The sequence below is a fragment of the Methylobacterium sp. R2-1 genome, assembly GCF_014191355.1.
In the GTDB taxonomy this organism is placed as follows: domain Bacteria; phylum Pseudomonadota; class Alphaproteobacteria; order Rhizobiales; family Beijerinckiaceae; genus Methylobacterium.
The window spans coordinates 39,143-63,777 of the sequence record NZ_JACHWM010000024.1; the positions used below are offsets into that span (position 1 = coordinate 39,143).

General features: G+C 65.9%; 19 protein-coding genes. 14 read left to right on the top strand and 5 right to left on the bottom strand.

All coding sequences use genetic code 11. From position 1 onward, the window contains the following. The first annotated feature begins 12 nt into the window (after nucleotides 1–12). From FHU13_RS25565 to FHU13_RS25615, 11 genes are all read left to right on the top strand, one after another. Nucleotides 13–1,731 (top strand): urease subunit alpha, encoded by a 1,719-nt coding sequence (locus tag FHU13_RS25565; RefSeq protein ID WP_183438636.1) that lies wholly within the window; start codon nucleotides 13–15, stop codon nucleotides 1,729–1,731. Between the two features lie 36 nt (nucleotides 1,732–1,767). Continuing rightward, a complete protein-coding gene (locus tag FHU13_RS25570) occupies nucleotides 1,768–2,151 on the top strand; it encodes a CrcB family protein (RefSeq protein WP_183438637.1) in 384 nt (127 codons plus the stop codon). Between the two features lie 21 nt (nucleotides 2,152–2,172). Continuing rightward, entirely contained in the window at nucleotides 2,173–2,556 is a 384-nt protein-coding gene (gene crcB, locus FHU13_RS25575) for a fluoride efflux transporter CrcB (protein WP_183438638.1), read from the top strand. A 23-nt stretch (nucleotides 2,557–2,579) separates the two neighbouring features. Beyond that, nucleotides 2,580–3,242 (top strand): urease accessory protein UreE, encoded by a 663-nt coding sequence (gene ureE / locus FHU13_RS25580; protein WP_183438639.1) that lies wholly within the window; start codon nucleotides 2,580–2,582, stop codon nucleotides 3,240–3,242. Then, the gene (locus tag FHU13_RS25585) at nucleotides 3,242–3,964 is read left to right on the top strand and encodes an urease accessory protein UreF (protein ID WP_246714872.1); all 723 of its coding nucleotides are present in this window, start codon (nucleotides 3,242–3,244) and stop codon (nucleotides 3,962–3,964) included. The genes ureE and FHU13_RS25585 overlap by 1 nt, the downstream gene beginning before the upstream one ends. Nucleotides 3,965–4,066: 102 nt before the next feature. Continuing rightward, a complete protein-coding gene (gene ureG / locus FHU13_RS25590) occupies nucleotides 4,067–4,714 on the top strand; it encodes an urease accessory protein UreG (protein ID WP_183438640.1) in 648 nt (215 codons plus the stop codon). 4 nt (nucleotides 4,715–4,718) lie between these two features. Next, nucleotides 4,719–5,654, top strand: coding sequence for an urease accessory protein UreD (locus FHU13_RS25595; RefSeq protein WP_183438641.1), 936 nt, complete (start codon nucleotides 4,719–4,721; stop codon nucleotides 5,652–5,654). A gap of 15 nt (nucleotides 5,655–5,669) precedes the next feature. Then, entirely contained in the window at nucleotides 5,670–6,680 is a 1,011-nt protein-coding gene (yut, locus tag FHU13_RS25600; RefSeq protein WP_183438642.1) for an urea transporter, read from the top strand. A gap of 121 nt (nucleotides 6,681–6,801) precedes the next feature. Further along, nucleotides 6,802–8,040 carry an ammonium transporter gene (locus tag FHU13_RS25605; RefSeq protein ID WP_183438643.1) on the top strand — a complete coding sequence of 413 codons (1,239 nt, stop codon included), beginning with the start codon at nucleotides 6,802–6,804 and terminating at the stop codon, nucleotides 8,038–8,040. A gap of 392 nt (nucleotides 8,041–8,432) precedes the next feature. Continuing rightward, a complete protein-coding gene (locus FHU13_RS25610) occupies nucleotides 8,433–9,020 on the top strand; it encodes a TetR/AcrR family transcriptional regulator (RefSeq protein WP_312889650.1) in 588 nt (195 codons plus the stop codon). A gap of 354 nt (nucleotides 9,021–9,374) precedes the next feature. Further along, the gene (locus tag FHU13_RS25615) at nucleotides 9,375–10,895 is read left to right on the top strand and encodes an amidase (RefSeq protein WP_183438645.1); all 1,521 of its coding nucleotides are present in this window, start codon (nucleotides 9,375–9,377) and stop codon (nucleotides 10,893–10,895) included. Between the two features lie 426 nt (nucleotides 10,896–11,321). Here FHU13_RS25615 and FHU13_RS25620 read toward each other — a convergent pair whose 3' ends face one another. Then, on the bottom strand, nucleotides 11,322–12,635 hold the full coding sequence (locus tag FHU13_RS25620) for a Gfo/Idh/MocA family protein (RefSeq protein ID WP_183438646.1): 1,314 nt from the start codon (nucleotides 12,633–12,635) through the stop codon (nucleotides 11,322–11,324). A gap of 394 nt (nucleotides 12,636–13,029) precedes the next feature. Here FHU13_RS25620 and FHU13_RS25625 point away from each other — a divergent pair, with 394 nt between their 5' ends. Further along, entirely contained in the window at nucleotides 13,030–17,010 is a 3,981-nt protein-coding gene (locus tag FHU13_RS25625; protein WP_183438647.1) for a family 16 glycosylhydrolase, read from the top strand. An 821-nt stretch (nucleotides 17,011–17,831) separates the two neighbouring features. Further along, the gene (locus FHU13_RS25630) at nucleotides 17,832–18,167 is read left to right on the top strand and encodes a hypothetical protein (protein WP_183438648.1); all 336 of its coding nucleotides are present in this window, start codon (nucleotides 17,832–17,834) and stop codon (nucleotides 18,165–18,167) included. A 6-nt stretch (nucleotides 18,168–18,173) separates the two neighbouring features. Here the strand turns inward: FHU13_RS25630 and FHU13_RS25635 are convergent, their stop codons facing one another. Together FHU13_RS25635 and FHU13_RS25640 are read right to left on the bottom strand one after the other, a co-directional pair. After that, nucleotides 18,174–18,872, bottom strand: a complete 699-nt coding sequence (locus FHU13_RS25635; RefSeq protein WP_183438649.1) for a sugar transferase — start codon at nucleotides 18,870–18,872, stop codon at nucleotides 18,174–18,176. 339 nt (nucleotides 18,873–19,211) lie between these two features. Continuing rightward, nucleotides 19,212–20,075 (bottom strand): aldo/keto reductase, encoded by an 864-nt coding sequence (locus FHU13_RS25640; RefSeq protein ID WP_183438650.1) that lies wholly within the window; start codon nucleotides 20,073–20,075, stop codon nucleotides 19,212–19,214. 369 nt (nucleotides 20,076–20,444) lie between these two features. On the opposite strand from FHU13_RS25640, the gene FHU13_RS25645 reads away from it, so the two are divergent. Further along, the gene (locus FHU13_RS25645; RefSeq protein WP_183438651.1) at nucleotides 20,445–22,091 is read left to right on the top strand and encodes a GMC oxidoreductase; all 1,647 of its coding nucleotides are present in this window, start codon (nucleotides 20,445–20,447) and stop codon (nucleotides 22,089–22,091) included. Between the two features lie 36 nt (nucleotides 22,092–22,127). Here the strand turns inward: FHU13_RS25645 and FHU13_RS25650 are convergent, their stop codons facing one another. Together FHU13_RS25650 and FHU13_RS25655 are read right to left on the bottom strand one after the other, a co-directional pair. Then, complete coding sequence (locus tag FHU13_RS25650; RefSeq protein WP_183438652.1) at nucleotides 22,128–23,075, bottom strand: alginate lyase family protein; 948 nt, start codon at nucleotides 23,073–23,075, stop codon at nucleotides 22,128–22,130. A gap of 203 nt (nucleotides 23,076–23,278) precedes the next feature. Further along, the gene (locus FHU13_RS25655) at nucleotides 23,279–24,628 is read right to left on the bottom strand and encodes a hypothetical protein (protein WP_183438653.1); all 1,350 of its coding nucleotides are present in this window, start codon (nucleotides 24,626–24,628) and stop codon (nucleotides 23,279–23,281) included. Nucleotides 24,629–24,635 lie beyond the last annotated feature (7 nt).

A 24,635-nucleotide genomic window follows, 5' to 3' on the forward strand; every position in this document is an offset into this window, starting at 1 on the left:
TGGAGCGCTGGGATGACCAAACTCTCGCGGCGGCAATATTCGGATTTGTACGGACCCACGGCAGGCGACAGGATCAGGCTCGCGGACACGGATCTCTACATCGAGATCGAGAAGGATCTTCGGGTTTACGGCGAGGAGGCCGTCTATGGCGGGGGCAAGACGCTGCGCGACGGCATGGGGTACGACAACGAACTGACCAGCGCGGCGGGCGCGCCGGATCTCGTCATCACCAACGTCACGATCGTCGATGCGGTCCTCGGCGTCATCAAGGCCGATCTCGGCATCAAGAACGGCCTGATCGTCGGGATCGGGAAGGCCGGCAATCCCTCGACGATGTCAGGGGTGACGCGGGGCCTCGCGCTCGGACTGGGCACCGACGCCATCTCCGGCGAGCACCTCATTCTCACCGCGGGCGGCATCGACGCACATGTCCACTTCATCTCGCCGCAGCAGGCGCAGGCCGCGCTCAGCAACGGCGTGACGACGCTGTTCGGCGGCGGTATCGGTCCCACCGACGGCACCGACGGCACCACCATCACGCCGGGCACTTGGAACATCGAGATGATGCTCCGCTCTTTCGACGCATGGCCGGTCAATGCGGGCGTGCACGGCAAGGGCAACGGCTCGGCGCCGCTGCCGATCGACGAGCAGATCCGCGCCGGCGCGATGGGGCTGAAGGTTCACGAGGACTGGGGCAGCACGCCGGCGGCGATCCGCATGGCGCTGACCGTCGCCGACGATCACGACGTCCAGGTCTGCATCCACACGGACACCTTGAACGAGGCGGGCTTCGTCGAGAGCACCATCGCCGCCTTCGAGGGGCGCACGATCCACACCTACCACACGGAGGGCGCGGGCGGCGGCCACGCGCCGGACATCATCCGCGTGGCGGGCATCGCCAACGTCATCCCCAGTTCGACCAACCCGACCATGCCCTACGGCATCAACTCGCAGGCCGAATTGTTCGACATGGTGATGGTCTGCCACAACCTCAGCCCGAAGATCCCGACCGACGTCGCCTTCGCCGAGAGCCGCGTGCGGGCCGAGACCATCGCGGCGGAAAACGTCCTGCACGATCTCGGCGCGATCTCGATCCTGTCGAGCGACAGCCAGGCCATGGGCCGCGTCGGTGAGAACTGGGCGCGCACCCTGCAGACGGCCCACCTGATGAAGGCGCGGCTCGGCGCCTATCCGGGCGACGCCTCCGGCAACGACAACCAGCGCGTCCTGCGTTTCGTGGCCAAGGTGACGATCAATCCCGCCATCGTGGCGGGCGTCTCACACGTGATCGGCTCAGTCGAGGTCGGAAAGATGGCCGATCTCGTCCTCTGGGAGCCGGCCTTTTTCGGCGCCAAGCCGAAGATGGTGATCAAGGGCGGCATGATCTCCTGGGCGGTCATGGGCGATCCCAACGCCTCGCTGCCGACGCCGCAGCCGGTCGTCTACCGTCCGATGTTCGGCGGGCTGGGCCCGGCGGTGGCCAAGACCCGGGTCACCTTCACCTCGCATGCCGGCTACGAGGCCGGCATCGCGGACCGCTACGCGCTGACGTCCAAGGTGGTGCCCGTCTACGGCACGCGCACCATCACCAAGGCGTCGATGGTTCGAAACGACCGGCTCCCTGTCATCGAGGTCAATCCGGAGACCTTCGCGGTGACCGTCGATGGCAAGCACGCCACGATCGAGCCCGCGGCCCACCTGCCACTCGCTCAGCTCCATTACTTCAGCTGACGTCTCCTGCGTCGCCACAGCTCGGTACATGCGTTGATGAGACCGATCGACATCATGTGGGTGTGCCTCGGCGGCGGAGCCGGCTCGCTGCTGCGCTGGCAGCTCGGCGGGATCATCGACCGCGCGATCCCGGCGCGCTTCAGGTTCGGCACCTTCCTCATCAACGTCACGGGCGCCTTCGGGATCGCCTACTTGTCCGCCGCGTTCGCCGTCGGCTGGCAGCAACGCCACGGGGACATGATGTCGTCCCTGGTGCTGACGGGCTTTCTCGGCGGCTACACGACGTTCAGCTCGATGCAGCTCGACACAGTGCAGATGGCGATGGAGCATCGCCACGCGCTCTCCGCCCTGTACCTCGTCGCCTCCGTCGGCCTCGGCCTCTGCGCCGCGGCGGCGGGCGTGGCCCTGGCGCGAGCATAGGGGCTCGTCATGGAAGCTCGCATGGGCGCGCAGGCCGTCTTCGTCTTCATCGGTGGTGGGTGCGGCGCGATCACGCGCGAATTCCTGATGCTGCTGATCCCTCAGCAGAGCGGCGCCTTTCCGCTCGATATCTTCACCGCCAACATCATCGCTTCGTTCTGCCTCGGCGCGGCCTTCGGACTTCATCGCCTCGGTCAAGTCTCGGACGAGTTCATGCTCTTGGTCGGCACCGGCTTTGCCGGCGGAATGTCGACCTTCTCGAGCTTCATCTACGGCGTCCTATCCGAGGCCGTGGCGCCGGGCCAAGCCGGTCTTGCGGTCCTCTACGGCCTCTCCAGCCTGATCGTCGGCTACGCCGCAATCCGGCTCGGGATCGAATCCGGGAAACGCCTGCGCCGTGCATGAGCACGGCCGGTTTGGAGAGACGAATGATCCTCGTCGAACACAAGCTCGGTCATCTCAGCGATCCGGTCTGGCAGGAGCGCGCGCGGCAGGCCCGGGTCGATCCGCTGGTTCTGGAGCAGTGGGAGGCGCCCAAGAGCCGCCTGCGCAAGGCGAGCGAGAGCGGGATCGAGCTGGCGGTCTCGCTGCCGCGCTCCGAGCACCTGCACGACGGCGACGTGCTCCACTACGACGCGACGCGTCAGCTCATCGTCGTTGCCCGGATCGCCCTCAAGGAGGTGCTGGTCATCGAGTTGGAGGGGCTGGAGCGCCTCGCGCCGCACGAGATCCTGCGCGCCTGCTTCGAACTCGGGCACGGCCTCGGCAACCAGCACTGGCCGGCGGTGATCAAGGGATCGACGGTCTACGTGCCGCTCTCGGTCGATCAGAAGGTGATGGCCTCGGTCATGCGCACTCACGCCTTCGCGCATGTGAAGACCCATTTCGCTCCGGGCGAGGAGGTGGCGGCGAAGCTCGACGCGAAGGAGGTTCGGCTGCTGTTTGCCGGCGCCGACGCCACCCCGCACCACCATCACGGCGATCGCGGCGGGGCGCACGGCCATGATCATCATGAGCCCCATGATCATCCGCACGATCACGGGCACGACCACGGACACGAGCATCACGACCGACACGGTCCGGTGGCGTGATGCGGCACGGTGAGCCGAGGGCCCGTCTCGCACCGCACGGCATGGCGCATCTCGCGCGTCTGCTGCAATTCTCGGATTCGACCCTGCCGGTCGGCGCCTTCGCCTTCTCCAACGGGCTCGAATCCGCGCTGCAGACGGGCATCGTCACCGACGCGGACAGCCTGCTGCCCTTCGTCGAACTCGTTCTGCACCAGGCGGCGCGGGTGGACGGCATCGCGCTGCTGCACGCCCACCGCGCCGTCCTGGCGGAAGACTTTTCCGGTGTCGTCACGGCCGACCGGGAGCTGATCTGCCGCCGCGTCGGCGAAGAGCAGCAACTGATGCTGACGCGGATGGGGAAAAAATTCGCCGAACTGGCGCTCAAGATCAGCCCTTCGCCGATGCTGGCGCGCTGGCTTTCAGAGATTCGGTCGGACGCCACCCCCGGCTGCCTGCCGATCGGCCAGGCGATCGCGCTCGCCCATCTCGGCGCCGACGAGAGCGAGGCTTTCGTCGTCCACCAGTACGGCATCGCCTCGATGATCCTGAGCGCCGCGCTGCGGCTGATGCGGATCGACCATTTCGAGACCCAGCGCATCCTGTTCGCCGCCCAAGGGCGTGTTCAGGACGATTACTTGGCCGTGCGCGACCTCGCCCTCGACGAGATGGCGGCCTTCGCGCCGGTCTTCGACGTCCTCGTCGCCCATCACACCACGGTCCATGTGCGTCTGTTCATGAACTGAGTGTCTCTCACGAAACGCCCGCCGCACGCTCGTCGCCAGAGCGAGAACGGCCGGTGACCGGGCGTTTCGTGAGGCAGTCCGAGTGCGGCAAAGGAAATAGAGATGAAGAAGATCACCCGTATCGGCATCGGCGGCCCGGTCGGCTCGGGCAAGACCGCGATCATCGAGACGATCACGCCGCGCCTGATCGAGCGGGGCATCAAGCCGCTGATCATCACCAACGACGTCGTCACGACCGAGGATGCCAAGCAGGTGCGCCGCACCCTCAACGGCGTGCTGATCGAGGAGAAGATCGTCGGCGTCGAGACCGGAGCCTGCCCGCACACGGCGGTGCGCGAAGATCCGTCGATGAACATCGCCGCGGTCGAGGAACTCGAAGACAAGTATCCCGACAGCGACGTGATCCTGATCGAGTCCGGTGGCGACAACCTGACTCTGACGTTCAGTCCCGCACTGGCGGACTTCTACATCTACGTGATCGACGTCGCCGCCGGCGACAAGATCCCGCGCAAGAACGGCGCCGGGGTCTGCCAGTCGGACATCCTCGTCATCAACAAGCGGGACCTCGCCCCCTATGTCGGAGCGAGCCTCGACGTCATGGCGCGCGATTCCAAGATCATGCGCGGCCCAAAGCCGTTCCTCTTCACCAACTGCAAGACCGGCGAGGGAGTCGACGACCTCCTCCAGCTCATCCTCGACATGGCGCTGTTCGACGTGGCGACGAACCGCCCACTCGCGGCGAGCGCGTGATGCCATGACCCTGCACGGACAGCTCAGCCGTCTCAACGGAGCGCGGGAGTTGCGCGGGTTCCAGACCGAGCCGGCGCAGATGCGGGCCGGTGCGCCCGGCAAGGTCGGTCAGCTGCGTCTCGGCTTCGCACTGCGCGACGGGTCTTCGGTGCTGCACGACCTCTATCGGGTGGCTCCGCTGCTGGTGCAGCAGGCGCTCTACTGGGATGAGGTGATGCCGGAACTGCCGGTCTGCCCGATCATCTCGGTCGGCGGGGGCATCCTGCAGGGCGACCGCTACATGATCGACATCGCGGTGGGGGAGGGCGCCTGTGCGCACGTCTCCACGCAGGGCGCCAACCGCATCCACTGCATGGATGCGAACTACGCCGCGCAGCACCAGAGCGTGACGGTGGCGGCTGGCGGCTACCTCGAATACCTGCCGGACGTCACCATCCCCTATCGCGGCTCGCGCTTCCTCTCCCGCACGGAGATCGTCGTCGCGGAAAGCGCCACCCTTCTCTACGGCGAGATGGTGCTGGCGGGCCGCAAGCATCACCATGCCGAGGAGCGCTTCGGCTTCGACCTGCTGTCGATGGACGTGACCCTGCGCCGGCCCGACGGGCGCAAGCTGTTTTCGGAAAAGATCCTGATCGAGCGCGGCGACCCGACCATCGCCTTCGCGGCGGTGATGCGCGGCTTCGATGCTTTCGCCAACATCCTCTGCGTGACACCGCCCGAGACCGCCGCACGCATCAAGGACCGGTTCGAGACCAACTTCTCCCCGGACGCGCCGCGGGCGGTCTCCGGCGTGAGCCGTCTGCCCAACGCTGCCGGGCTGATGCTGCGCGCGGTCGGCGTGGAGAGCTACGACGTCCGCCACGAGGTTCGTCGGTTCTGGCGCATCGTGCGTGAGGAAGCGCGCGGCCGGTCCCTTCCCGCCGAACCCTACTGGCGCTGAGCGAGGGCCGGAAAGATGCCGCGCGCGAACCCCAACCTTCTCGTCCAATCGCTGCGCGGAGCGAGCCAGGTGTTCTTCATGGAGAACGCGGCGACGGGCGTGCTGTTCTTCGCCGCGATGGCCTATGCTTCCTCGGTCAGCGGCAACTGGGCCACGACGATCGGGGCGGCGGTCGGCGTCGGCGTCGCGACGCTGACCGCGCGACTTCTGGAGTGCGACGAGGCTTCCGTCTCCTCCGGCCTCTACGGCTTCAACGGCATCCTCGTCGGCGCCGCCCTTCCCACCTTCATCGCCGCCTCGCCCCAGCTCTGGGTCTCGATCGTGATCGGGGCGGCGGTGAGCACGGTGCTGACCGCCGCCTTCAGCGCGACGCTCACCGACAAGTGGGGTATTCCAGGCTCCACCGGCCCTTTCGTTCTCACGGGCTGGCTGATGGTGGCCGCGGCCTATTCCTTCGGCCGCCTGCAGGTGACGGGCGACGCGCCCCGGCTCGCCGGCGACCTCGTGCGGGGCGCCGCCGGCATCCCGGCACCGATGGACCTCGTCGCGATCTTCTTCCGCAACATCGCGCAGGTCTACCTTCTGGGCAGCGCAGTGAGCGGCGCCATCCTCCTGGCCGGAATCCTGATCGCCTCGGTTCCGGCTGGGATCGCTGCGGTCGCCGGATCGCTGATCAGCTTGGTCGTGGCGATCGCGATGGGCGCTGATCCGTCGGCCGTGAGCCAGGGGCTCTACGGCTTCAGCCCGGTCCTGACGGCGATGGCCGTCGGCGTAATCTTCCTGACGCCCTCGCCGCGGGTCGCCGCCTATGCCGCCCTCGCGACCGTGATGACCGTCTTCGTCCAGGGCGCCCTCGACGTCATGGTCGCGCCGGCCGGAATCCCCTCCTTCACCGCCCCCTACGTCCTGACGATGTACCTGTTCATCGCGCCGAAGCGTCTGATGGCGCCTCACCCGCACGCGCCGGTGGCCGATCACATGGTCGGCAACGGGACGCCGGCCCATTCGGCGGGCACGGCGCGGTGACGTCCCGCGGCCTCGATCCCGGCGTGATCGGCCCACTTCGTCTCGACCCTGGACCCGCGACGCACTGACCGACGCGGCCGGCGCCTCGGAATTTTCGAAACGCACGATCAAGGAGCAGGCGATGCACGGCATCAATGCGGGCGACACGGCCTTCATCCTCATCTGCACCGCGCTGGTGCTGATAATGACGCCGGCCCTGGCGCTGTTCTACGGCGGCCTCGTCAAGCAGCGGGACGTGCTGTCGGTCATGATCCAGAACTTCGTCTGCATCGGTGTCGTCGGGGTGATCTGGGTGTTCGGGGGGTTCAGCCTCGCCTTCGGCCCCGATATCGGCGGCACGATCGGAAATTTCGCGTTCTATTTCGGGATGTACGAGGTCGGCATCGCGCCCAATCCGGTCTATGCGCCGAACATCCCCTTCATCATGGTCTTCGCCTACCAGATGATGTTCGCCATCATCACGCCGGCCCTGATGACCGGCGCCTTCGTCGGACGCTTCCAGTTCGGCGCCTTCCTGTTCTTCGTCACGGCCTGGACCATCCTCGTCTACCTGCCGGCCGCGCATTGGGTCTGGGGTGGCGGCTTCCTGGCCAAGCTCGGCGTCGCCGATTTCGCAGGCGGCATCGTCATCCACACCTCCGCGGGCTTTTCGGCACTGGCGACGGCGAAGTTTCTCGGCAAGCGCAAGCTCGCAGCGGGACAGTCCGAATCCGCGCCGGCCAGCCTGCCGCTGGTCGCCCTGGGCGCGGGCCTGCTGTGGTTCGGCTGGTTCGGCTTCAATGCCGGAGGCGCCTACGCCGCGGATGCGCTGGCGGCCTACGCCTTCACCAACACCATGCTCGCCGGCTCCATTGCCATGCTGACTTGGATGTTCTGGGAATGGCGCGAGACCCGGCACCCGTCCTTCTCGGGCGTTCTCGTCGGTGCGGTGGCGGGTCTCGCGACGATCACCCCGGCCTCCGGCTATGTCGAGCCCATCGCCGCCCTGGCGATCGGCGCCATCGGTGCCACAACCTGCTACTACGCCAAGTACGTGCAGCAATGGCTGAGGATCGACGACACGCTCGAAGTCTGGCGCGCACACGGCGTGGGTGGCGTCACCGGCGCCCTGCTCGTCGGCCTTCTGGCCAGCCCGCACATCAACCACGTCTCGGCCAGCCTGCAGCAATTCGGCGTCCAGCTTCTCGCCGTCGCCATCGTCGGCGCCTATGCCTCGTTGGTCACCTTCGCGATCCTGAAGGGCCTGGACCGGTTCGGGACGCTGCGGGTGCCCGACGAGATCCAGGAGGAGGGCCTCGACACGATGCTGGGCGAGCGCGCCTTCAACCTGTGGAACATGGATCGCACCCTGCCGAAGTAGGCCGGCTAAAAACAGCGCGGCATGGTCGACCGATGAGGTGAAAGCTGTCCAATCGGTTGCACGTGCTGCCGGATCGACGCCACGACGGCGCTCCGCGAGCGCTCAAGCCGGCGCGGCCTTCCAGGCGTTGGCCTCAGGCTCCAGCCCCGGTTTGATCAGTGCTGTTGTAGGAGATTTAATCTTCGTAGATGCGCTTCGTCTCGCCGCACTTGACTTGCACGGACAATAAAATTTCGGCAAATTCTTGAGATTGTGGCTCGCGTTTCTCGGATTTGTGCAAGCTAAGACGATGCCGCCAGATCATCAGCTCACTTGATCCTCCGGTATCGTGCGCTTAGTCATTCGGGATGACCGCTACTCATCCGCTCCGTCGCCGTGGCCGTCCTCCCAAAGTGCTGACCGGCCACACATCGACGCGCGAAATGCTGATAAGGGTCGGTGTCGTCGCGCTGACGGAGAAAGGCTTTTCTGCGACCGGCCTCGACGAAATTCTACGTGCAGCCGGTGTGCCCAAAGGATCATTTTATCACTATTTTGAGAGCAAAGAATCGTTCGGCATCGAATTGCTCCAGAGATATGCAGAGTATTTTTCGAGAAAATTAGATGGCTTCTTCGCCGACAGTCGCCATACGCCAATGCAACAACTCGAAGCCTTCACGCGCGACGCGGAGGCCGCTATGCAGCGGTTTGCATTTTCGCGTGGCTGCCTGGTCGGAAATCTAGGTCAGGAGATGGGAGCGCTCCCCGAGGCCTATCGCAAGCATATCAAGGATGTGTTCGCCGACTGGGAGCGGCGCACGAGCGAGTGTCTGACCCGCGCGCAGGCAGCCGGTGAGATCGGTGCCCATCATGAGCCTGACAGGCTTGCTGCCTTCTTCTGGATCGGATGGGAGGGCGCGGTGCTGCGGGCCAAGCTCGAACGGCGCAGTCAACCGCTTCAGACTTTCGCGGACGGATTTTTCGCAATGATTCGTGCCTGAGCACGCCTCTGTCACCACGTCCGAAATTGCAGCCTTTGTGGGAAGATCGGTTTGCGCTGCGACTTCGCACGTCGGGCGAAGGTAAGTTGCGATGCCTTCGCCGGCGCAGGCGTCGACGCATCATGCCCGATTTTCTCTGATGCAGCCCTGCCATGCCAGAACACGGCGGCGGCTCACAATATGTACAGCTTGCTCAAAAATTAACTCAGATGCGGCGTGTAGCGCATAAATTACAAGCATCATAGCAAGAACTGAGGACTTTTTAGAATTAGACGATCGGTCTAATATTCTACTTGCAGCTCCACCGCGTCGATCCCTGGAAAATTTCTGCAGGGCAACCATAAGGAATGCAGCATGACCTTGCGACGACCTTCGCGTGACGACATCGAGGATATTTCGCGACGCCATCATCTTCGTCTCACCGAGAGCGAGGTGGATGACTACCTTGATATTGTTAAGGGGGTCATGGACGGCTACGACGAGCTGGATCAGTATCCTGATCCGTCGCGGGAGGTCGTCCCCGCAGTTCGTATTCCGGGGACTCGGCCAAGCCGCGACGACGACCCGCTGAATGGTGTCGTCCGCTTCTGCAGCGTTCAGGCTGTCAATCCGAGCGGTCCACTCGCAGGTAAACGCATCGGCATCAAGGATACCGTATGCGTCGCAGGTATTCCGACCACCTGTGCTTCACGCCTTTTGTATGACTACGTGCCGGATCTCGATGCAACGATCGTCCGCCGCATTATCGAGGCGGGCGGTCATATCACGGCCATGCTCAACACCTGCGATTTCGCATTCTCGGGTGGGGGGCACACCAGCACGTACGGGCCGGGCCTCAATCCCAAGAATCCCGCGCATGTCGCTGGCGGGTCTTCGTGCGGCTCCGCCATCGCACCGGCGACGGGCCTGGTCGACATCGCCATCGGCGGCGACCAAGGTGGCTCGATCCGCATGCCGGCGTCTTGGTCGGGCATCGTGGGGCTGAAGCCCACTCACGGACTGGTGCCCTACACGGGCATCGTCGGCTTCGACCAAACCATCGATCACATCGGTCCAATGGCCATGACGGTCGAAGACTGCGCGCTGATGCTCCAAGTGATCGCTGGCAAGGACGACACGGCTATCGACCCTCGTCAGCCTTCCGCGATCGAAGTTCCAGACTACCGCAGCCGGCTCGACGGTGGCTTGAAAGGTCTCAAGATCGCGGTTGTTAGAGAGGGGTTCGAGACGCCCGAATCGATGACGGAAGTCGACACGGCCGTTCGCAACGCAGCGAAGTCTCTGGCCGGCATGGGAGCCGAGGTTTCCGAGGTCTCCGTTCCCGAGCATCGGCAGACCGTGCCGATCTGGAATGCCATCGCCATCGAGGGAGGCGTTGACAGCTTCTACCACGGCCATGCTGCCTACCAGACGAAGGGTTACTTCAACACGCGACTCATGTCGGCCATGTCACGTGCGATCGTCACGAATGGCGGAGATTTTTCAGCGACCGCCAAGATGGGCGTGATCATGGCCCACTACATGCGCGAGCGCTACCATGGTGTTCTTTACGGTCGGGCGCAGAATCTCTCACGTGTGCTGACAGCGGCCTATGATCGCGTCCTACGTGACGCCGATCTGGTGCTGATGCCGACGACACCGCAAACAGCTCATGCTGTTCCGCCATCGGTGGAGGCCGATCGCAAGACCTATGTCGGTCAAGCCCTGAACATGATCCGCAACACAGCCGCTTTTGATCTGACAGGTCATCCATCGATCTCGGTGCCGGTGCACGATGTGAAGGGACTTCCGATCGGCCTCATGCTGACTGGGCGCCATTTTGACGAGAGCACCGTATTGCGGGCTGCACACGCCTATCAAACGGCTGGACAATAAAGCTGACCCGTCCGACCGTGCCGCCAATCGGCATTTCCGACGTTGGCTGCCTCCATTCCTGTCTCGATCGCTCGGCAGCTTGGCTCGGGAAGTCCGTGCAGTCTGGGGGCAGGTGCATGTAACGACCAAGACCCGCCGGAGCCAGTTCCGGCGGTGTCCTCCGCTGGATACGCGAAATGATGAAGTACTTTGTGCTTCTTCCGCAGCGCGCCACCAATCAGGGCGAGGAGCCGGCTCAGTCGTTGAGAGGATTAACGCCCCGCTCCTAACAAGAAGGCGAAGGCATATAGTGTTGAGATTGGGAGATAATCGGCGGCAGCGGCCTTCGCCCGACTAGCTCCGCCGACCTACCTCCCGACGCAATGCGGGTCACGGGCGGTTGGCGCTGTATTCACAGCGGTCGCTCGCGAGTGTTGCGGGCTGGCCTCAGCGCTGATGCAGCGCCTCCACAACACCGCTGAACCACCGGACTGCGAGACCGGGACGCACATCGATAAGCGGTTTGTGACGGTTTCCGACAACATCCGGAAGGGGAGGGACATTCGCGAAGCCGGTCGTCGGTGTCATCGTCGCCCCTCGCGGCCCAGCGCGCTGGATCGCGAGCGTCAGCTCGTTGAGATGCAGGAGGAAATCGGGCGGAAGCGGCTGCGGGCGGGATTCGACGATCGCGCGGGCCATCTCACCGATGCCGAGCAGCTTGTCCTGAGCGTAGACCTCGCGGCGTCGCAGCCAACTGACAATACGGTGTTTCACCGACCGTCCGACGCCGCGCTCAGCTTCGACGGCGTGCGACTTCCACCGGCGGATGAGGCGGATCCTCCGGCCCCCGATCCCGAAGATGCGGCCGAGCAAGGGCTGGGTCCGCAACGTGTAGGCTTTTCGAGCACTGAGGCTGACGCGCGAGAATCGTTCGAGATGGACGGCCGCCTGATCGTGGAACACGTTATCGACGCGGATTTCGCCCGTCTCGCCGACGATGCGGATGCTGTGATCGCGCGGCGCGACCCAGCTGCAGGTCACGCGTGCGGACACCCCGCCCGCGAATTCGAGGCAGCCGACCGACAGGTCGGGCGTATCGGCTGGGTCGAGCGGGGTGTCGGTCTTGTGTGCCACCAAGGTGGAGGAGAACGCCGTCATCGAGCGCACCGGGCCGAACATCGCGCACAGCCAGACCAAGTGATAGCCGACATGTTCGACCGTGCAGCCCTCTTGCAGTTCCTCCGCATAGGGAAAGGGTGCCCCGGTCGGACTCTGCACCGATTCCAGGTTCATCAGATGGGCCGGGTTGTCGTCCAGTTCGGCGTACACGAGTACGGGCTTTCCGATGGCGCCGTCATCGACCGCTTTCCACATCGTCGCGATCGCATCGCAGAAGAGGTTGCAGGGCGCACCCGTTAGGACCAGTCCGCGCGCCGCGGCGAGGGCGAAGAGCTCCCGGGTCTGGCCAAGATCCGTGGTGATCGGCTTCTCCGAATAGACGTGCTTTCCGGCCTCGAGCGCCCGCTTGGTGACCTCATAATGGGAGCGGATGCTCGTCAGATTGACGACGATGGCGACGTCCGGATCGGAGAGCAGCGCGTCGAGATCGGGGTAGACGTGGAAGCCGTAATGACCCGACACGACCGCGGAGCGGGCCGTATCGATGTCGAAGACGCCGCAGACCGTGATCTCCGGGTAGGCCCAGGCGGTGCGCATGTAGATGTCGAACACGTACCCGCAACCGACATAGGCGATCTTCATCGACGGCACCTTCCGAGGAGACGGGCAAGTCCGATCTCGTCGCGCGAGCTTCGGCGACCTGAGAACGAGTCCGCTGCGCCCCGATCCTGCCCGCGCCACCAGGACGGCGGCCGCGCGGCGAGCGGGACCATGCACATCGTGTGCAACGCGCTCCGCGCCGTAACCGCTCGGCACCTGTCTTCGGGGTGGCCGAAGCTGTTTTGCTCACGGCAGCATCAGAGCTGCCAATAAAATAGACAAAAATCTTCGATTAAGTACGGACTAGCATTCCCTGTTGATCCAGGGTGAAAGCGGCGGCCTGGCTCAAATGCTCCTCAACGCGAGAAAGCATCTCTAAAGAATTGCGCCACACAGCTAGGGCCTGAATTCGTCAGCTTCAGCCCTGCGAGACACGATGGCCGCCAGCGAAAAGAACGCGCCCCTCCTTCGGATCGCGGGCCGCAATCTGAGTGCGACTTCGGTCGCCGAGGTCTTCACGGTTTCGGCCGGCATCGGTTCCGCATCGATTTCCGCCTTCGATCCGAAGCAGGACGGCCTGGTCCTGAAGAACCTGGGCTTCACCAGCTACGCCGGCTTTCTCGCCGCGCTGAGCCAGACGGGTGCGGATACGGTCCTGACGCTCGCGAATGGTGAGAGCCTCACGCTGCGCAACGTTCGGATCGCGGATCTGAGCATCGCGAACATCGCGCTCGACCGCGCCCTGCCCGAGTCCGGCGCGGCGACAGCCTGGTTCAAGGCGTCGTCGGCCGGCGGACAGCTCGCCGGCACAAGCGGCAACGACCAGCTATCGACGAGCTTCACCACGGGCACCCTGGCCGGCGGCCAGGGCGACGACGTGTACTGCGTATCCTCGCAGGATGTGTCCATCGTCGAAGTTGCCGGGCAGGGCATCGACACCGTCAAAAGCTGGGCAAAGAGCTACACGCTGTCCGCCACGCAATCGGTCGAGAACCTGCTCCTGCAGGGGACGGGCGACATCGCCGGGACCGGCAATGCGCTCGACAACTTGATCGTCGGAAACGAAGGCCGCAACGTTCTCGCGGGCGGACGCGGCAACGACGTCCTGACCGGCGGCGGCGGCAGCGACACGTTCGTCGTCCAGGCCGGGGACGGCACCGACGTCGTCACCGATTTCCAGGCGAAGGGCGCGGCGGCCGATATCCTGCGGATCGAGCGCTATGGCTATGCGAGCCTCGCCGAATTGCGGCCGAAGATGGTGCAAGCCGGCGCGGACGTGATGATCTGGCTCTCCGATAAGGACGCGGTGACGCTCAAGAACACTGCGCTCGCGGATCTGACGGAGGCCAACTTCGGCTTCCTCTCGACGCAGCGGCCGATGACCCTGACGGGTACGGCTGGGAAGGACACCCTCGTCGGCGGCATGGAAGGCGATACGCTCACCGGAAAGGCCGGCGACGACACGCTCACCGGAGGGGGCGGCTCCGATCTCTTCGTCATCGCCCAGGGCGATGGATCCGATACGATCACCGACTTCTCCGCGGGCGACCGGCTGAAGCTCTCGGGCTCGGCCTTCGCGAACTTCGCGGAGTTGCGCGCGGCATGGGTCGCGTCCGGCAGCGACCTGCGCATCGCCCTCGGCGGTGGCGACAGCCTCTCGCTGAAGAATGTCGCCCCGAACGCGGTCGGCGCGGACCAAGTGATCATCGACTACACGCTGGCGACCTCCGGCGCCACGACGAGCTGGATCAGCCAGCCCAAGGCGACCGGAACCGTGCTCGGCACGAGCGCCAACGACAAGATCTCGGTGGGCGTGGCGGGTGGAACGCTCAAGGGCGGCCTCGGCGACGACATCTACAGCATCGTGGCCGGTGTCACGGTGGTCGAGCAGGCGGGCGGCGGCATCGACACCGTTCAGGTCTGGACCGGCGAGGGCTACGCGCTCGCCGACAACATCGAGAACCTGACGCTGATGGGCAGCAGCGCCGGCTGGATCCGTGGCAACGGTCTCGCCAACATCATGGAGGGGAATGGCGCGGACAACATCATCGTCGGTGGGCGAGGCAACGACATCCTCACGGGCGGGGGCGGGAGCGACCGCTTCGTCGTCGCCAAGGGAGACGGATCGGATTTCATCACCGACTTCTCGACCGGCGCCGTCGGGCGCGATGTGGTGCGCCTCGACGGGTTCGGCTTCAAGAGCTTTGCCGAGGTGGCTGCCCGGATGTCGCAGTCCGGAGCCGACTCGGTTCTCGATCTGGGGGGCGGCGCGACGCTGACCCTGCGCGGGACGAGCCTTTCCAATCTCACCGCCGAGCACTTCGCGCTGCCGCTCGACACTTCCGCCCTCGTCCGAACCTTCCGTGACGATTTTAGCAGCTTCTCGCGCGCTTCCTCGGGAGACGGCACCTGGATGACGCAGTTCACCTACGGGGGCGCCGCGAATTACACGCTGAGCGCGAATGCCGAGGAGCAGCTCTACGTCGATCGCGACTTCAAGGGCCTGCCGCAATCGCTCTCGTCCGCGAGCCTCGGGCTCGATCCCTTCTCGATCCAAGATGGCACGCTCGTCATCTCGGCCAAGCCGGTCACCGAGGCCGCGCGCCCCTATACCGGCAAGTACGGCTGGACCTCCGGGCTGATCACCACGCAGTCGAGCCTCTCGCAGACCTATGGCTACTTCGAGATCACCGCCGAGCTTCCGCAGGTCAAGGGTTCCTGGCCCGCCTTCTGGCTGTTGCCGGCGGACAACAGCGGCACCAGCGAACTCGACGTGTTCGAATATCTCGGCTCGCGCACCGACACCGTCGTCTCCTCCGTGCATGCCCAGAAGAGTCTTACTGCGATGACGTGGCTGCCGGTGGAGGATCTGGCCGCCGGCAAGCACACCTTCGGTGCGAAATGGACGCCTTACGGCATCGACATCTTCATCGACGGGACACTCGCGGCGCATCATGCGACGCCCGATGACATGAGCAAGCCCATGTACATGCTCGCCAATCTGGCCATGGGCGGGAGCTGGGGCGGCTCGCCGGACGCGGGCGCCACCGCCCAGCTCAAGATCGACGCCATCAATGCCTACCAGTTGGAGGAGTACACCCTCGCCGGCTACCGGCTGAAGACCGGCGAGACGCCGACAAAGACCCTCTACGGGACCTCCGCCTCCGAGACGCTGACGGGCACAGACGGCGCCGATGCACTCGACGGACGCGGCGGCGTGGATGCCCTCGTCGGGGGGCGGGGAGACGACACCTATGTCGTGACTCAGGCCGGCACCGTCGTCACGGAGCGACTGGGCGAAGGCATCGACACCGTGACCAGCCAAGTCTCCTTCACGCTGTCGGCCAACATCGAGAATCTCACCTTGCTCGGCAGCGGGGCCATCGACGCCACCGGCAACGCGAATGCCAACATCCTGACCGGCAATGCCGGCGGCAACGTCCTCAACGGCGCGGGCGGCAACGACGTTCTGACCGGCGGTGGCGGCGCCGACACCTTCGTGCTTCGGCAGGGAGACGGATCGGACATCATCACGGATTTCGCCGCGGGTCCGGGCGCGGGCGACACCGTGAAGCTCGATGGCTTCTGGTTCACGAGCTTCACCGACATCGCCTCGTCGATGACGCAGCACGGCGGCGACGTCTACCTCGCGCTGAACACCTCCGAGACGCTCGTCTTCCGCGACCACCACGTCGCCGATTTCGCGGCGGACGACTTCCGGCTGCCGGAGGCGCCGCCGGCGAGCGAGGCACCGATCCGCTGGATCATCGGCACCACCGCCGCCGAATCCCTGTCCGGCACGCCGCTCGACGAAGCGCTGCAGGGGATGGGCGGGCAGGACAGCCTCGCGGGCGGTGCGGGCGACGACACTTACACCGTCGCGGTGGGAACGACCGTCGTCGAGAGGGCCGGCGAGGGCGTCGATACCGCCGAGAGCTGGCTGTCGGCCTACACGCTCACCAATCATGTCGAGAACCTGGCCCTGATGCTGAAGGGGGCGATCGGCACCGGCAACGATCTCACGAACCGGATCACCGGCTCGGCCGGCGACGACCGCATCGACGGTAAAGGCGGCAACGACTGGCTGACCGGCGGCGAGGGCAAGGACAGCTTCGTGTTCAGCACCGCCCTCGACGGAGCTCGGAACGTCGACACGATCACCGACTTCAAGCCGCGGACCGACGTGCTCCTGCTCTCCGCCGACACCTTCGCCGGGATCGGCGCGAAGGGTGCCCTCGCCGCGAGCGCCTTCGAGACCGCCACCGCGGCGCACGACGCGGCCGACCGCATCGTCTACGACAGGGCAGCGGGCGACCTCTCCTTCGACGCGGACGGAAGCGGTGCCGGGGCGGCGGTCAAGTTCGCCCACGTCACGCCCGGCCTCGCACTTTCCGCGTCGGACTTCCTGATCATCTGACCCCCCCTCGGACGGGCAGGCGAAGAAGTGGCGTCCGTGGTCTCGAACGAGTCGCGCGGGGTCTCTATCGCTTGCAGGACGAGCGCTGCCGGCACATCCCGCGGATGGCGGAACAGCGCCCGCCATCGCGACGAAACCGCCGATCGCAGGAGTCGTCCGCGCCGGTACAGTTCCGCGCGCAGGTGGCGAGCCAGACCGGATCCTGGTTGCGTGCCGGCTGCCGACCGTCGTCATCGGCTTGGCATCTCGACCGGCAGTCGACGGCAAGCTGCCGCCGGCACTCGTCCATCGAGATTTGGGTCAGTCGGCGGCAGCGCATCCAGTCGAGGTCGCACTGCTCGCACGCTTCCCCAGCCGCGGCCAGCAGGCCGGTGGGCAGCGAGAGACCAAGGCACAGCGTAGCGACGCGAACGAGGTGGCGGCCGCTCCCCGGTCGAACCGTTCGGGATCCGCGGTGCCGACCCTCGCTCCCACTTCTGAAAACGTGCATCTGTCCCCGCCCGTGTCCGTCCATCTGCGCGCGACGAGATTGGACCGAGATCGAATCGTCCCTGAGATGCCGGGCCAGGTGGGTGCCTTCGTCCGGTCGCCGGCAACTCCCCATCCGCCGGATGCTGGCCGCCGAAGGGTGCCCGTCCGCCGCTCCGGACCGCATGCCGGGTTCCCTGGCTCTCAGCGGCCTCGCGGCAAGCCCCTGCCGACTGCCTTAAATTTATCTTTACCCGGAAGCTCCAGGTTCGGCACAGTGTCCCCCGTAACGAGGAGCTGTCCGAGCTCGAGAGCCCGTGGCGGATTTCGCGTGACGCTCAAGGGAGGGACGTTTGGGCACGTTCGCGATGCTTGCCTTCTTCACGGCCTTTGGATGCGTCTGCGGCTTCTACGTGTCGGTGGTCGGATTCGCCGTGACCTCGCTGGGTATCGCCCTGCTTCTCGGGCTGACGAACCCGCTCTTCTCGGGCCCCTTCACCTTCGGCTTCCTCGTCCTCGCAGTCGTGGCCCAACAGACGGGTTACGGTCTCGCCGTCGTCGGCCGGGGCGCGGCCCACAGCCTTCGCCGTCGGCCTGCGCGAACGGAGGCGACGGGGCGGGAGATCGATCCGGAGCACGAGACGGCCGGTCGGCACGGACAGGCGCCCCAGGGTCCTCTGCCGCGATAATCGGCATCAATACGACCCGCGGCTCATGAACACGGCCGGGACGGTCCGCACCACGATGAAGAGGTCGGTACCGAACGACCAGTTCTGAACATACTGGCTGTCGAGGCGAACACGCTCCGCATAGGAGGTGTCGTTGCGACCACTCACCTGCCACGCACCCGTCAGGCCTGGGCGAACCGCGAGATAGTGCTGCACCTCGCTGCCGTACATCGCGATCTCGTCCGGAACGATCGGACGCGGACCGACGACGCTCATCTGGCCGGCTAGGATGTTGAGAAGCTGTGGCAGCTCGTCCAGGCTCGTTTTGCGCAGGTAACTCCCAACGGCGGTGACGCGGGGATCGTTCTTGATCTTGCGCGTCTCAAGCCACTCCTGACGGGCGGCGGGATCCTTGGCGAGGTAAGCCTCGAGAGCAGCCTGGCTGTCCTGCCGCATCGTTCGGAACTTCAGACAACCGAACAACCGACCGTCCCGACCGACTCGCCTGTGGCGGTAGAAGATCGGTCCGCCGTCGCCCAGCCTCACCGCCGCCGCGACGACGACGAACAAGGGGAGCAGGAGCAGAAGCACCGACAGCGCGAACACGATGTCGAAGCCGCGCTTGCTCAACGCACGATCCGGCGAGCGGCCGACGAACGGGGCGCCGTCCTGTCTCGGCTTCACCTTGACGTTGGAAGCCAACTGAGACGAAAGCTCTGCGCTCATGCCACTTTCCGTCAACGGGAGAATAGGGCGTTAACTCTTTATACATCATCGAAAACGTGTGCTGCGGCGCAACGTCGAATTTTAGGCAATTGCGGGCCATGTTGCGCCAGGATGCCCAAGCGAATAGCAAGGCGTCTCGAGTAAATTCGGATGAGATTCGCTTCGCTCTTCCGAAGACCGTGTGCAAAAGATTGGTTTCGCGGCAAGCTGCCTCGTATCCAGATTGATTTCGCAGCACCGCTACCACCGGACGAGTTGACGGATGAGGCGAGTTGCAACGGTGAAGACGCTCCGCCCCACTCCGCCGTCACCGCTAGCTTTGGTGGCAAATCAGTCTGTTCAGTCGAGGAGCGCACCGGCCCGAGCCGGCCGTTCGGCGGCTCCGCGGACGATCTGCGCGAGATGGGCGGCCTTCGTTGTGCCCACGACGGCACATTGCGTCATGCCGTCGGCAAGGCAGGCTTGCACCGCCTCGATGGGGCTGAGACCGGGCTGCATGCGGATCACTTCCCGCGCCAGAACGCCGATGTTTCGGTGGCGGATCTCGGCATCGAGCCCACGCGCGGCCGCCTCGGCGAGGACGTCGGCCGGCAGTTCGAGGAGCGTTGTTCCCGGCATCGCGAGAGCGGCTTCGAGCGTCGCGACATCGTCGCATGAGACACCGAAGCAGCCGAGCTTGCCGGCTCTCTGCAAGTTCATCAGAGCCTCGCAGAGGGCTTGATTGGTCAGGGCGTCCGCGGGCGGGCTGTGCAGGAGCAGCGCGTCGAGGCGCTCGGTGCGCAACCGACGGAGACTGGCCTCGACCGCGCGCGTGATGACGTGCGGCGAGAAATCGGAGCCAATGTTGCCGTCGCGCTGACGGCTGATCTGTCGCTCCAAGCGGCGGCTCAGCAGCGGCTTCAAGAGGGGCTTGAAGGGCCGAAGCAGGCGCATCTTCGCCGAGAACGCCTTGCCGGCCTTGGTCACCACGATCAGATCGTCGCGGCGTGCGCCCGCGATCAGGCGTCCGAGTTCGCGCTCGCTATCGCCCTGCCCATAGACGTCGGCCGTATCGAATAAAGTCACACCCAGATCGATGGCCGCAGCCAGCAGGTTGCGCGTCTCCCGCAGAGGCGCGGGATTGTTGAACGAGCCGATCCTGCTGCAGCCGAGCCCGATGCGGGAGGCACGCTTGCCGTTGATTGTGAGGATGTCCCGGTCCATCGGTCCTGCTCTGCTGTTCGAAGGTGGAACCGGTCCGCGCGCCTGCCGCGAGCGGATCAGCGGCACGGAGACGGGTCCCTCGGATCGGCCGGGTCGGGCCGCCGGACGGTCTTCCTTGGAACCGCACCGACCGCGAAACATCGAGCGGTGCTGGGCCGGGAACGACGGTCGCTGATCACGGCAAGCCTCGATCCTACGACCTCGATCCCGTCCATCCCGGCGTCCGAGCTTGGTGCTACGCAAGACTCCCGCCGCACCATACTGCTCTCGAGGCATCGCGCTTGCTTTGCCGGCCGCCAGGGTGCGGCTCGGCGCAGCGGCCCACGAGGCTCTTGTCACGTCGTCATCCCCCACTCGGACACGGAAACGATGATCCTGAACCACGCGACCCTCGACCAAGCGGGCGACTACGACGTGGCCATCGTGGGAGGGGGCACAGCGGGGCTCATCGTGGCGAACGACCTGTCCGGCAAGGGCTTGAAGGTCGTCGTCCTCGAGGGCGGCGGCCTCAAGCGGCAGCCTCGATCGCAGGATCTGTACGGCGGGGAGGTGGTCGAGCCGGACATCCACCCGGAGCTGACGAGCTACCGGGTCCGTGCCGTCGGCGGAACCAGCCGCATCTGGGGCGGCCGGGTCATTCCCTTCGACCCGATCGACTTCGAGGAGCGCGCCTGGGTCCCGGGCTCCGGATGGCCCTTCGGCTTCGAGACCCTGCGCCCCTACTACGAGCGCGCCATGCAGGCGCTCGAAGCCGGGCGCTACGCCTACTCACCCGAGACCGCGCTCCCCGGCGGGAGAAGGGAGCTTGCTCCCGGCATCGATGGCCCGCACCTCACGACGACGATCGAGCGCTTCAGCAAGCCGACGAATGTCTGGCGCCGCCACGGCAGGGCCCTCACCCAGGCCCCGGACGTCCACCTCGTCCTGAACGCCACGGTCACCGCGATGCGCCTGCGGCCGGACGCCCGCACCGTGTCCCATCTCGAGGTGCGGGGCCCCGACGGAACGGAGCGGAGGGTCCGGGCGCGGGCAACCGTGCTGGCCTTGGGTGCGCTCGAGACCGCGCGGCTCTTGCTCGCCTCGAATGACGTCCGCACCGCCGGGATCGGCAACGAGCACGACCATGTCGGCCGCAACTACATGAGCCATCTCTGCACGACCGCGGGCACCCTGACCTTCGCCGGTCGCGGGACGGACATCGCCTACGATTACGAGCGCGACGCGGACGGCATCTACGTCCGGCGTCGTCTCTGGCTCAACGAGGAGGCCCAGCGCACCTTCGGGCTGCTCAACACGACCTTCCGGACTCACCTGCCGGACGCGGGCAATCCCGACCACGGCAATGCGATCCTTTCGGCCATGTTCCTGTTCAAGAGCTTCGTGCTCATCGAGTATGCGCGCAAGTTCTCGGAACGCCGGGCCGATGCCGGCAGCTATCTGCGCCATTGCGCCAACATCCTGCGCCAGCCGCGGCGGATCGCACGGTTCGGCGGGAACTGGGTGACGGGCCGCATCCTCGCGGACCGCAAGATCCCGTCCGTCGTGCTGGGCTCCGACGACAATCGCTACGTCCTGGAGTTCCACGCCGAACAGGCGCCCAATCCGGACAGCCGGGTCACCCTGTCGGACCGGCGCGATCGGCTCGGGATGCCCCAGCTCAAGGTCGATTGGCGCCTGTCCGCGCTCGACATCGACAGCATCAAGCGCTCCTACCATGTCCTCGCCTCGGAACTGTCCCGCACCGGCACCGGGCGCCTCGATTACGACGAGGAGGAGCTCGTCGACCGCACCCGCCGCCACGGACTGGTCGGCGGCCATCAGATCGGGACGACCCGCATGGCGGACGACCCGCGCCGGGGCGTCGTCGACCGAGACTGCCGCGTCCACGGCACGTCGGATCTCTACGTCGCCAGCGCCTCGGTTTTCCCGTCCTCGGGTCAGGCCAATCCGACGCACACGATCGCCGCGCTCGCCCTGCGCCTGTCGGAGAGGCTCACACAAGATCTGCGGCGATAGGGTGTGCTTTACCGCGCGGCTCCGTCTCCGGAAGGATCAGGGAGCGGCGAGCGGGCTCGTACGTTTCTGTGCGGCCGGCAGCGGCTGCCCCAGCGCGTGCGTCAGATCTCCGCCCAGCCAGACGATGCCGAGCGGGCGTAGGCTCGCGATCCAGCCGTCGGCAGCCGCGTCGCCGGTCGCGAGGCGATAGGCTTCGAGCCAAGCCATGGTGCGCCCGTCCGGCACGCCGCCGTTCCACCAAGTCTGACGCGCCCCGCCTGCAAGATCCGCGACGATCGACGGATCGGCGAGCCCGCGCAGGATCAAACCGACCAGCCGCCGAAGGGGGGCGTCGTCGCGCGTGTCACCGTTGGCGGCACGGAAAATGAGCATCATCGAGAGCGGCGACGCCGAGTAGGCGTGATAGTAGAGGGCGAGCGGCCCACGCGCGAGTTCGAGCGGCAGGCTGCCGTCGCCGCGAACGGCTTCCATGGCGAGGTCGTACTGCCGCAGCCCCCAAGCATAGATGGGGCGATCATCGATGACGGTGGCGGCGCTGACTGCCGCGAGACCGGCCCAGTAGACGTGGTTGTTGCGTTTCCAAGACAGGCCGGAATACTCGCTCACGACCTGCTCCGCGAGGCGTCGCAACCAGCGCTCGATCGGTGGCGGCGGCTTGGGCGGAAGCTCCGCGCCGTACATCTTGAGATACGCTAGGGAGAGCGCCACCAGCGCCCATTTCCGCTCGTAGGATCCCTCCGGCCAGGAGACCGTTCCGAGGAGGGCGTCGCGCTCGGCCCAGGCGGTCAACCAGCGCTCGACGCAGGCTTGGCGCTCCCGGCGCGCTTCGCCGGTCGCGAGCATCGCCGCGTCGCTGTATCGAACCACGGCGTTGAGATAGGCGTGCAGCGGTGCGGTGGCAGCCTTCCGGGCGCTGACCCGCGCCGGATCGATCTTGGTGTAATCGCCAGGCTTGAATCCGCTCTCGATACGAATGTCGCTCACGGCTTCCGGGGGCACCCCGCACGCGGCAACCGGTACGGCGGGACCCTGCAGGGTCGGAGAGCCCCGGAAGGGCGACTGCAGCTGACGCGCCTCGACATGAGGGCCGGACAGCAGGGCGGCCAGCATGCCGAGCACGGCGGTTGACGCCGATGGCAGGCGCCGTGCGTCGCCGCCCCGATGCGGCGCCGGGTCTCCACGCCGCTTCACGAGGTCGCCCCCGCGGCACCGGGCGGAATCGAGGCCGTGAGCCCTCCCATGCGCTGAACGAGCCGGAGCGAGAGGCCGACCGAGAGCACGGCAACGGCGGCGAAATAGGCGGTGTAGGCCCAGAGCGCCGGGGTGAGGCCGAGCGCTCCCGACAGAACCAGTCCGGCGAAGACGGCGAGCCCGAAGACTGCCGCGAAAGTCATTTTCTGGATCAGGTCGCGTGCGCCGTTGAACGCGAGGAAGTAGGTCGCGGGCTGGTAGATGCAGCCGGTCAGGATGGCGCAGGCGGCGACATACTGCGTTCCGGGCGGGATCACGTCGTTGGGTCCCAGCAGCAGGCGGAAAACGAAGGGGCCCGCCGCGACCATGAGTGCGGCGAGGCAGACGCCCTCGGCGAGGCAGACGCCGAACAGCAAACCCAGCAAACGTCCCAGAGCGGCCTTGTCCCCGGAGAAGAACATCCGGCTCAGGCGGGGCAGGGCGCTCTCGGAGAGGTTGCGGGCCACCGTCATCGCGAGCCGCGTCAGCTTCATCACCGTGTCGTAGGCCACGATCGCGGGCCCTGCGCCGAAGGCCAGGGCGAACAGCAAGTAGGGCGAGTTCAGCACGACGAGTTCGGTCAGGCTTGAGAGCAGAGCCGGCCAGAACAATCCGAGATAGGCGCGGGCGTCGCGCCAGCGCAGCGGGCCGAGTCGCGGCCGGAATCGAAACGGTCGTGCGTCCAGGGGCAGGTAGCGCGGCAGGACGAACATGAACGCGACGGTCGCCGCCGCCATCACGACGACGAAGGTCAGGAAGCTGCCGGTGATCCAGAGCAGCGGCAGCGCGCAGAACATGATGAGGCGCCGCACCATCGACACCCGCTCGAACCGCTTGCCGAGATCGAGTGCCCAGACCGTTGGCTGGATGTCGTAGTACCAGAGATTGTTCGCAAGACAGACGGCAACGTAGAGAACGCTTTCAATCGCCTCCCGCGGGTTGCCGGCACCGACCATCAGCGGAACGGCGCAGGCGAGGAGCAGCATCAGCGCCCCATGGAGGTAGAGAATGGCGCTCGCCTCGTTGGCGGCGCGGGCCATGTTCGCCTCGTCCGCCGATTGCCGCAGGGCGACGAAGTTCGCCCGTCCGACCGCCTGGCTGATCGGCAGCACGTAGAAGCTGATCGCCGTGAGCAGAATCACCTCCGAGAATCGGGACGGCTCCAGGACGCGCGCCAGCACGAAGAACTGGACGATGTTGAAGGACATGCTGATGATCGCATTCACGGCATGCAGCACTGCGAAGCTCGTCGCGAAAGCGACGACTCGGCTGCCGATCCGCCGCGGGCCGCTGGCTGCTGCAGGCAAGGGTCAG

Excerpts from the sequence above, each read along its gene's own strand:
- FHU13_RS25565 (WP_183438636.1), top strand. The coding sequence starts at position 13 with ATGACCAAACTCTCGCGGCGGCAATATTCGGATTTGTACGGACCCACG.
- FHU13_RS25570 (WP_183438637.1), top strand. The coding sequence starts at position 1,768 with ATGAGACCGATCGACATCATGTGGGTGTGCCTCGGCGGCGGAGCCGGC.
- crcB (WP_183438638.1), top strand. The coding sequence starts at position 2,173 with ATGGGCGCGCAGGCCGTCTTCGTCTTCATCGGTGGTGGGTGCGGCGCG.
- ureE (WP_183438639.1), top strand. The coding sequence starts at position 2,580 with ATGATCCTCGTCGAACACAAGCTCGGTCATCTCAGCGATCCGGTCTGG.
- FHU13_RS25585 (WP_246714872.1), top strand. The coding sequence starts at position 3,242 with ATGCGGCACGGTGAGCCGAGGGCCCGTCTCGCACCGCACGGCATGGCG.
- ureG (WP_183438640.1), top strand. The coding sequence starts at position 4,067 with ATGAAGAAGATCACCCGTATCGGCATCGGCGGCCCGGTCGGCTCGGGC.
- FHU13_RS25595 (WP_183438641.1), top strand. The coding sequence starts at position 4,719 with ATGACCCTGCACGGACAGCTCAGCCGTCTCAACGGAGCGCGGGAGTTG.
- yut (WP_183438642.1), top strand. The coding sequence starts at position 5,670 with ATGCCGCGCGCGAACCCCAACCTTCTCGTCCAATCGCTGCGCGGAGCG.
- FHU13_RS25605 (WP_183438643.1), top strand. The coding sequence starts at position 6,802 with ATGCACGGCATCAATGCGGGCGACACGGCCTTCATCCTCATCTGCACC.
- FHU13_RS25615 (WP_183438645.1), top strand. The coding sequence starts at position 9,375 with ATGACCTTGCGACGACCTTCGCGTGACGACATCGAGGATATTTCGCGA.
- FHU13_RS25620 (WP_183438646.1), bottom strand. The coding sequence starts at position 12,635 with ATGAAGATCGCCTATGTCGGTTGCGGGTACGTGTTCGACATCTACATG.
- FHU13_RS25625 (WP_183438647.1), top strand. The coding sequence starts at position 13,030 with ATGGCCGCCAGCGAAAAGAACGCGCCCCTCCTTCGGATCGCGGGCCGC.
- FHU13_RS25635 (WP_183438649.1), bottom strand. The coding sequence starts at position 18,872 with ATGAGCGCAGAGCTTTCGTCTCAGTTGGCTTCCAACGTCAAGGTGAAG.
- FHU13_RS25640 (WP_183438650.1), bottom strand. The coding sequence starts at position 20,075 with ATGGACCGGGACATCCTCACAATCAACGGCAAGCGTGCCTCCCGCATC.
- FHU13_RS25645 (WP_183438651.1), top strand. The coding sequence starts at position 20,445 with ATGATCCTGAACCACGCGACCCTCGACCAAGCGGGCGACTACGACGTG.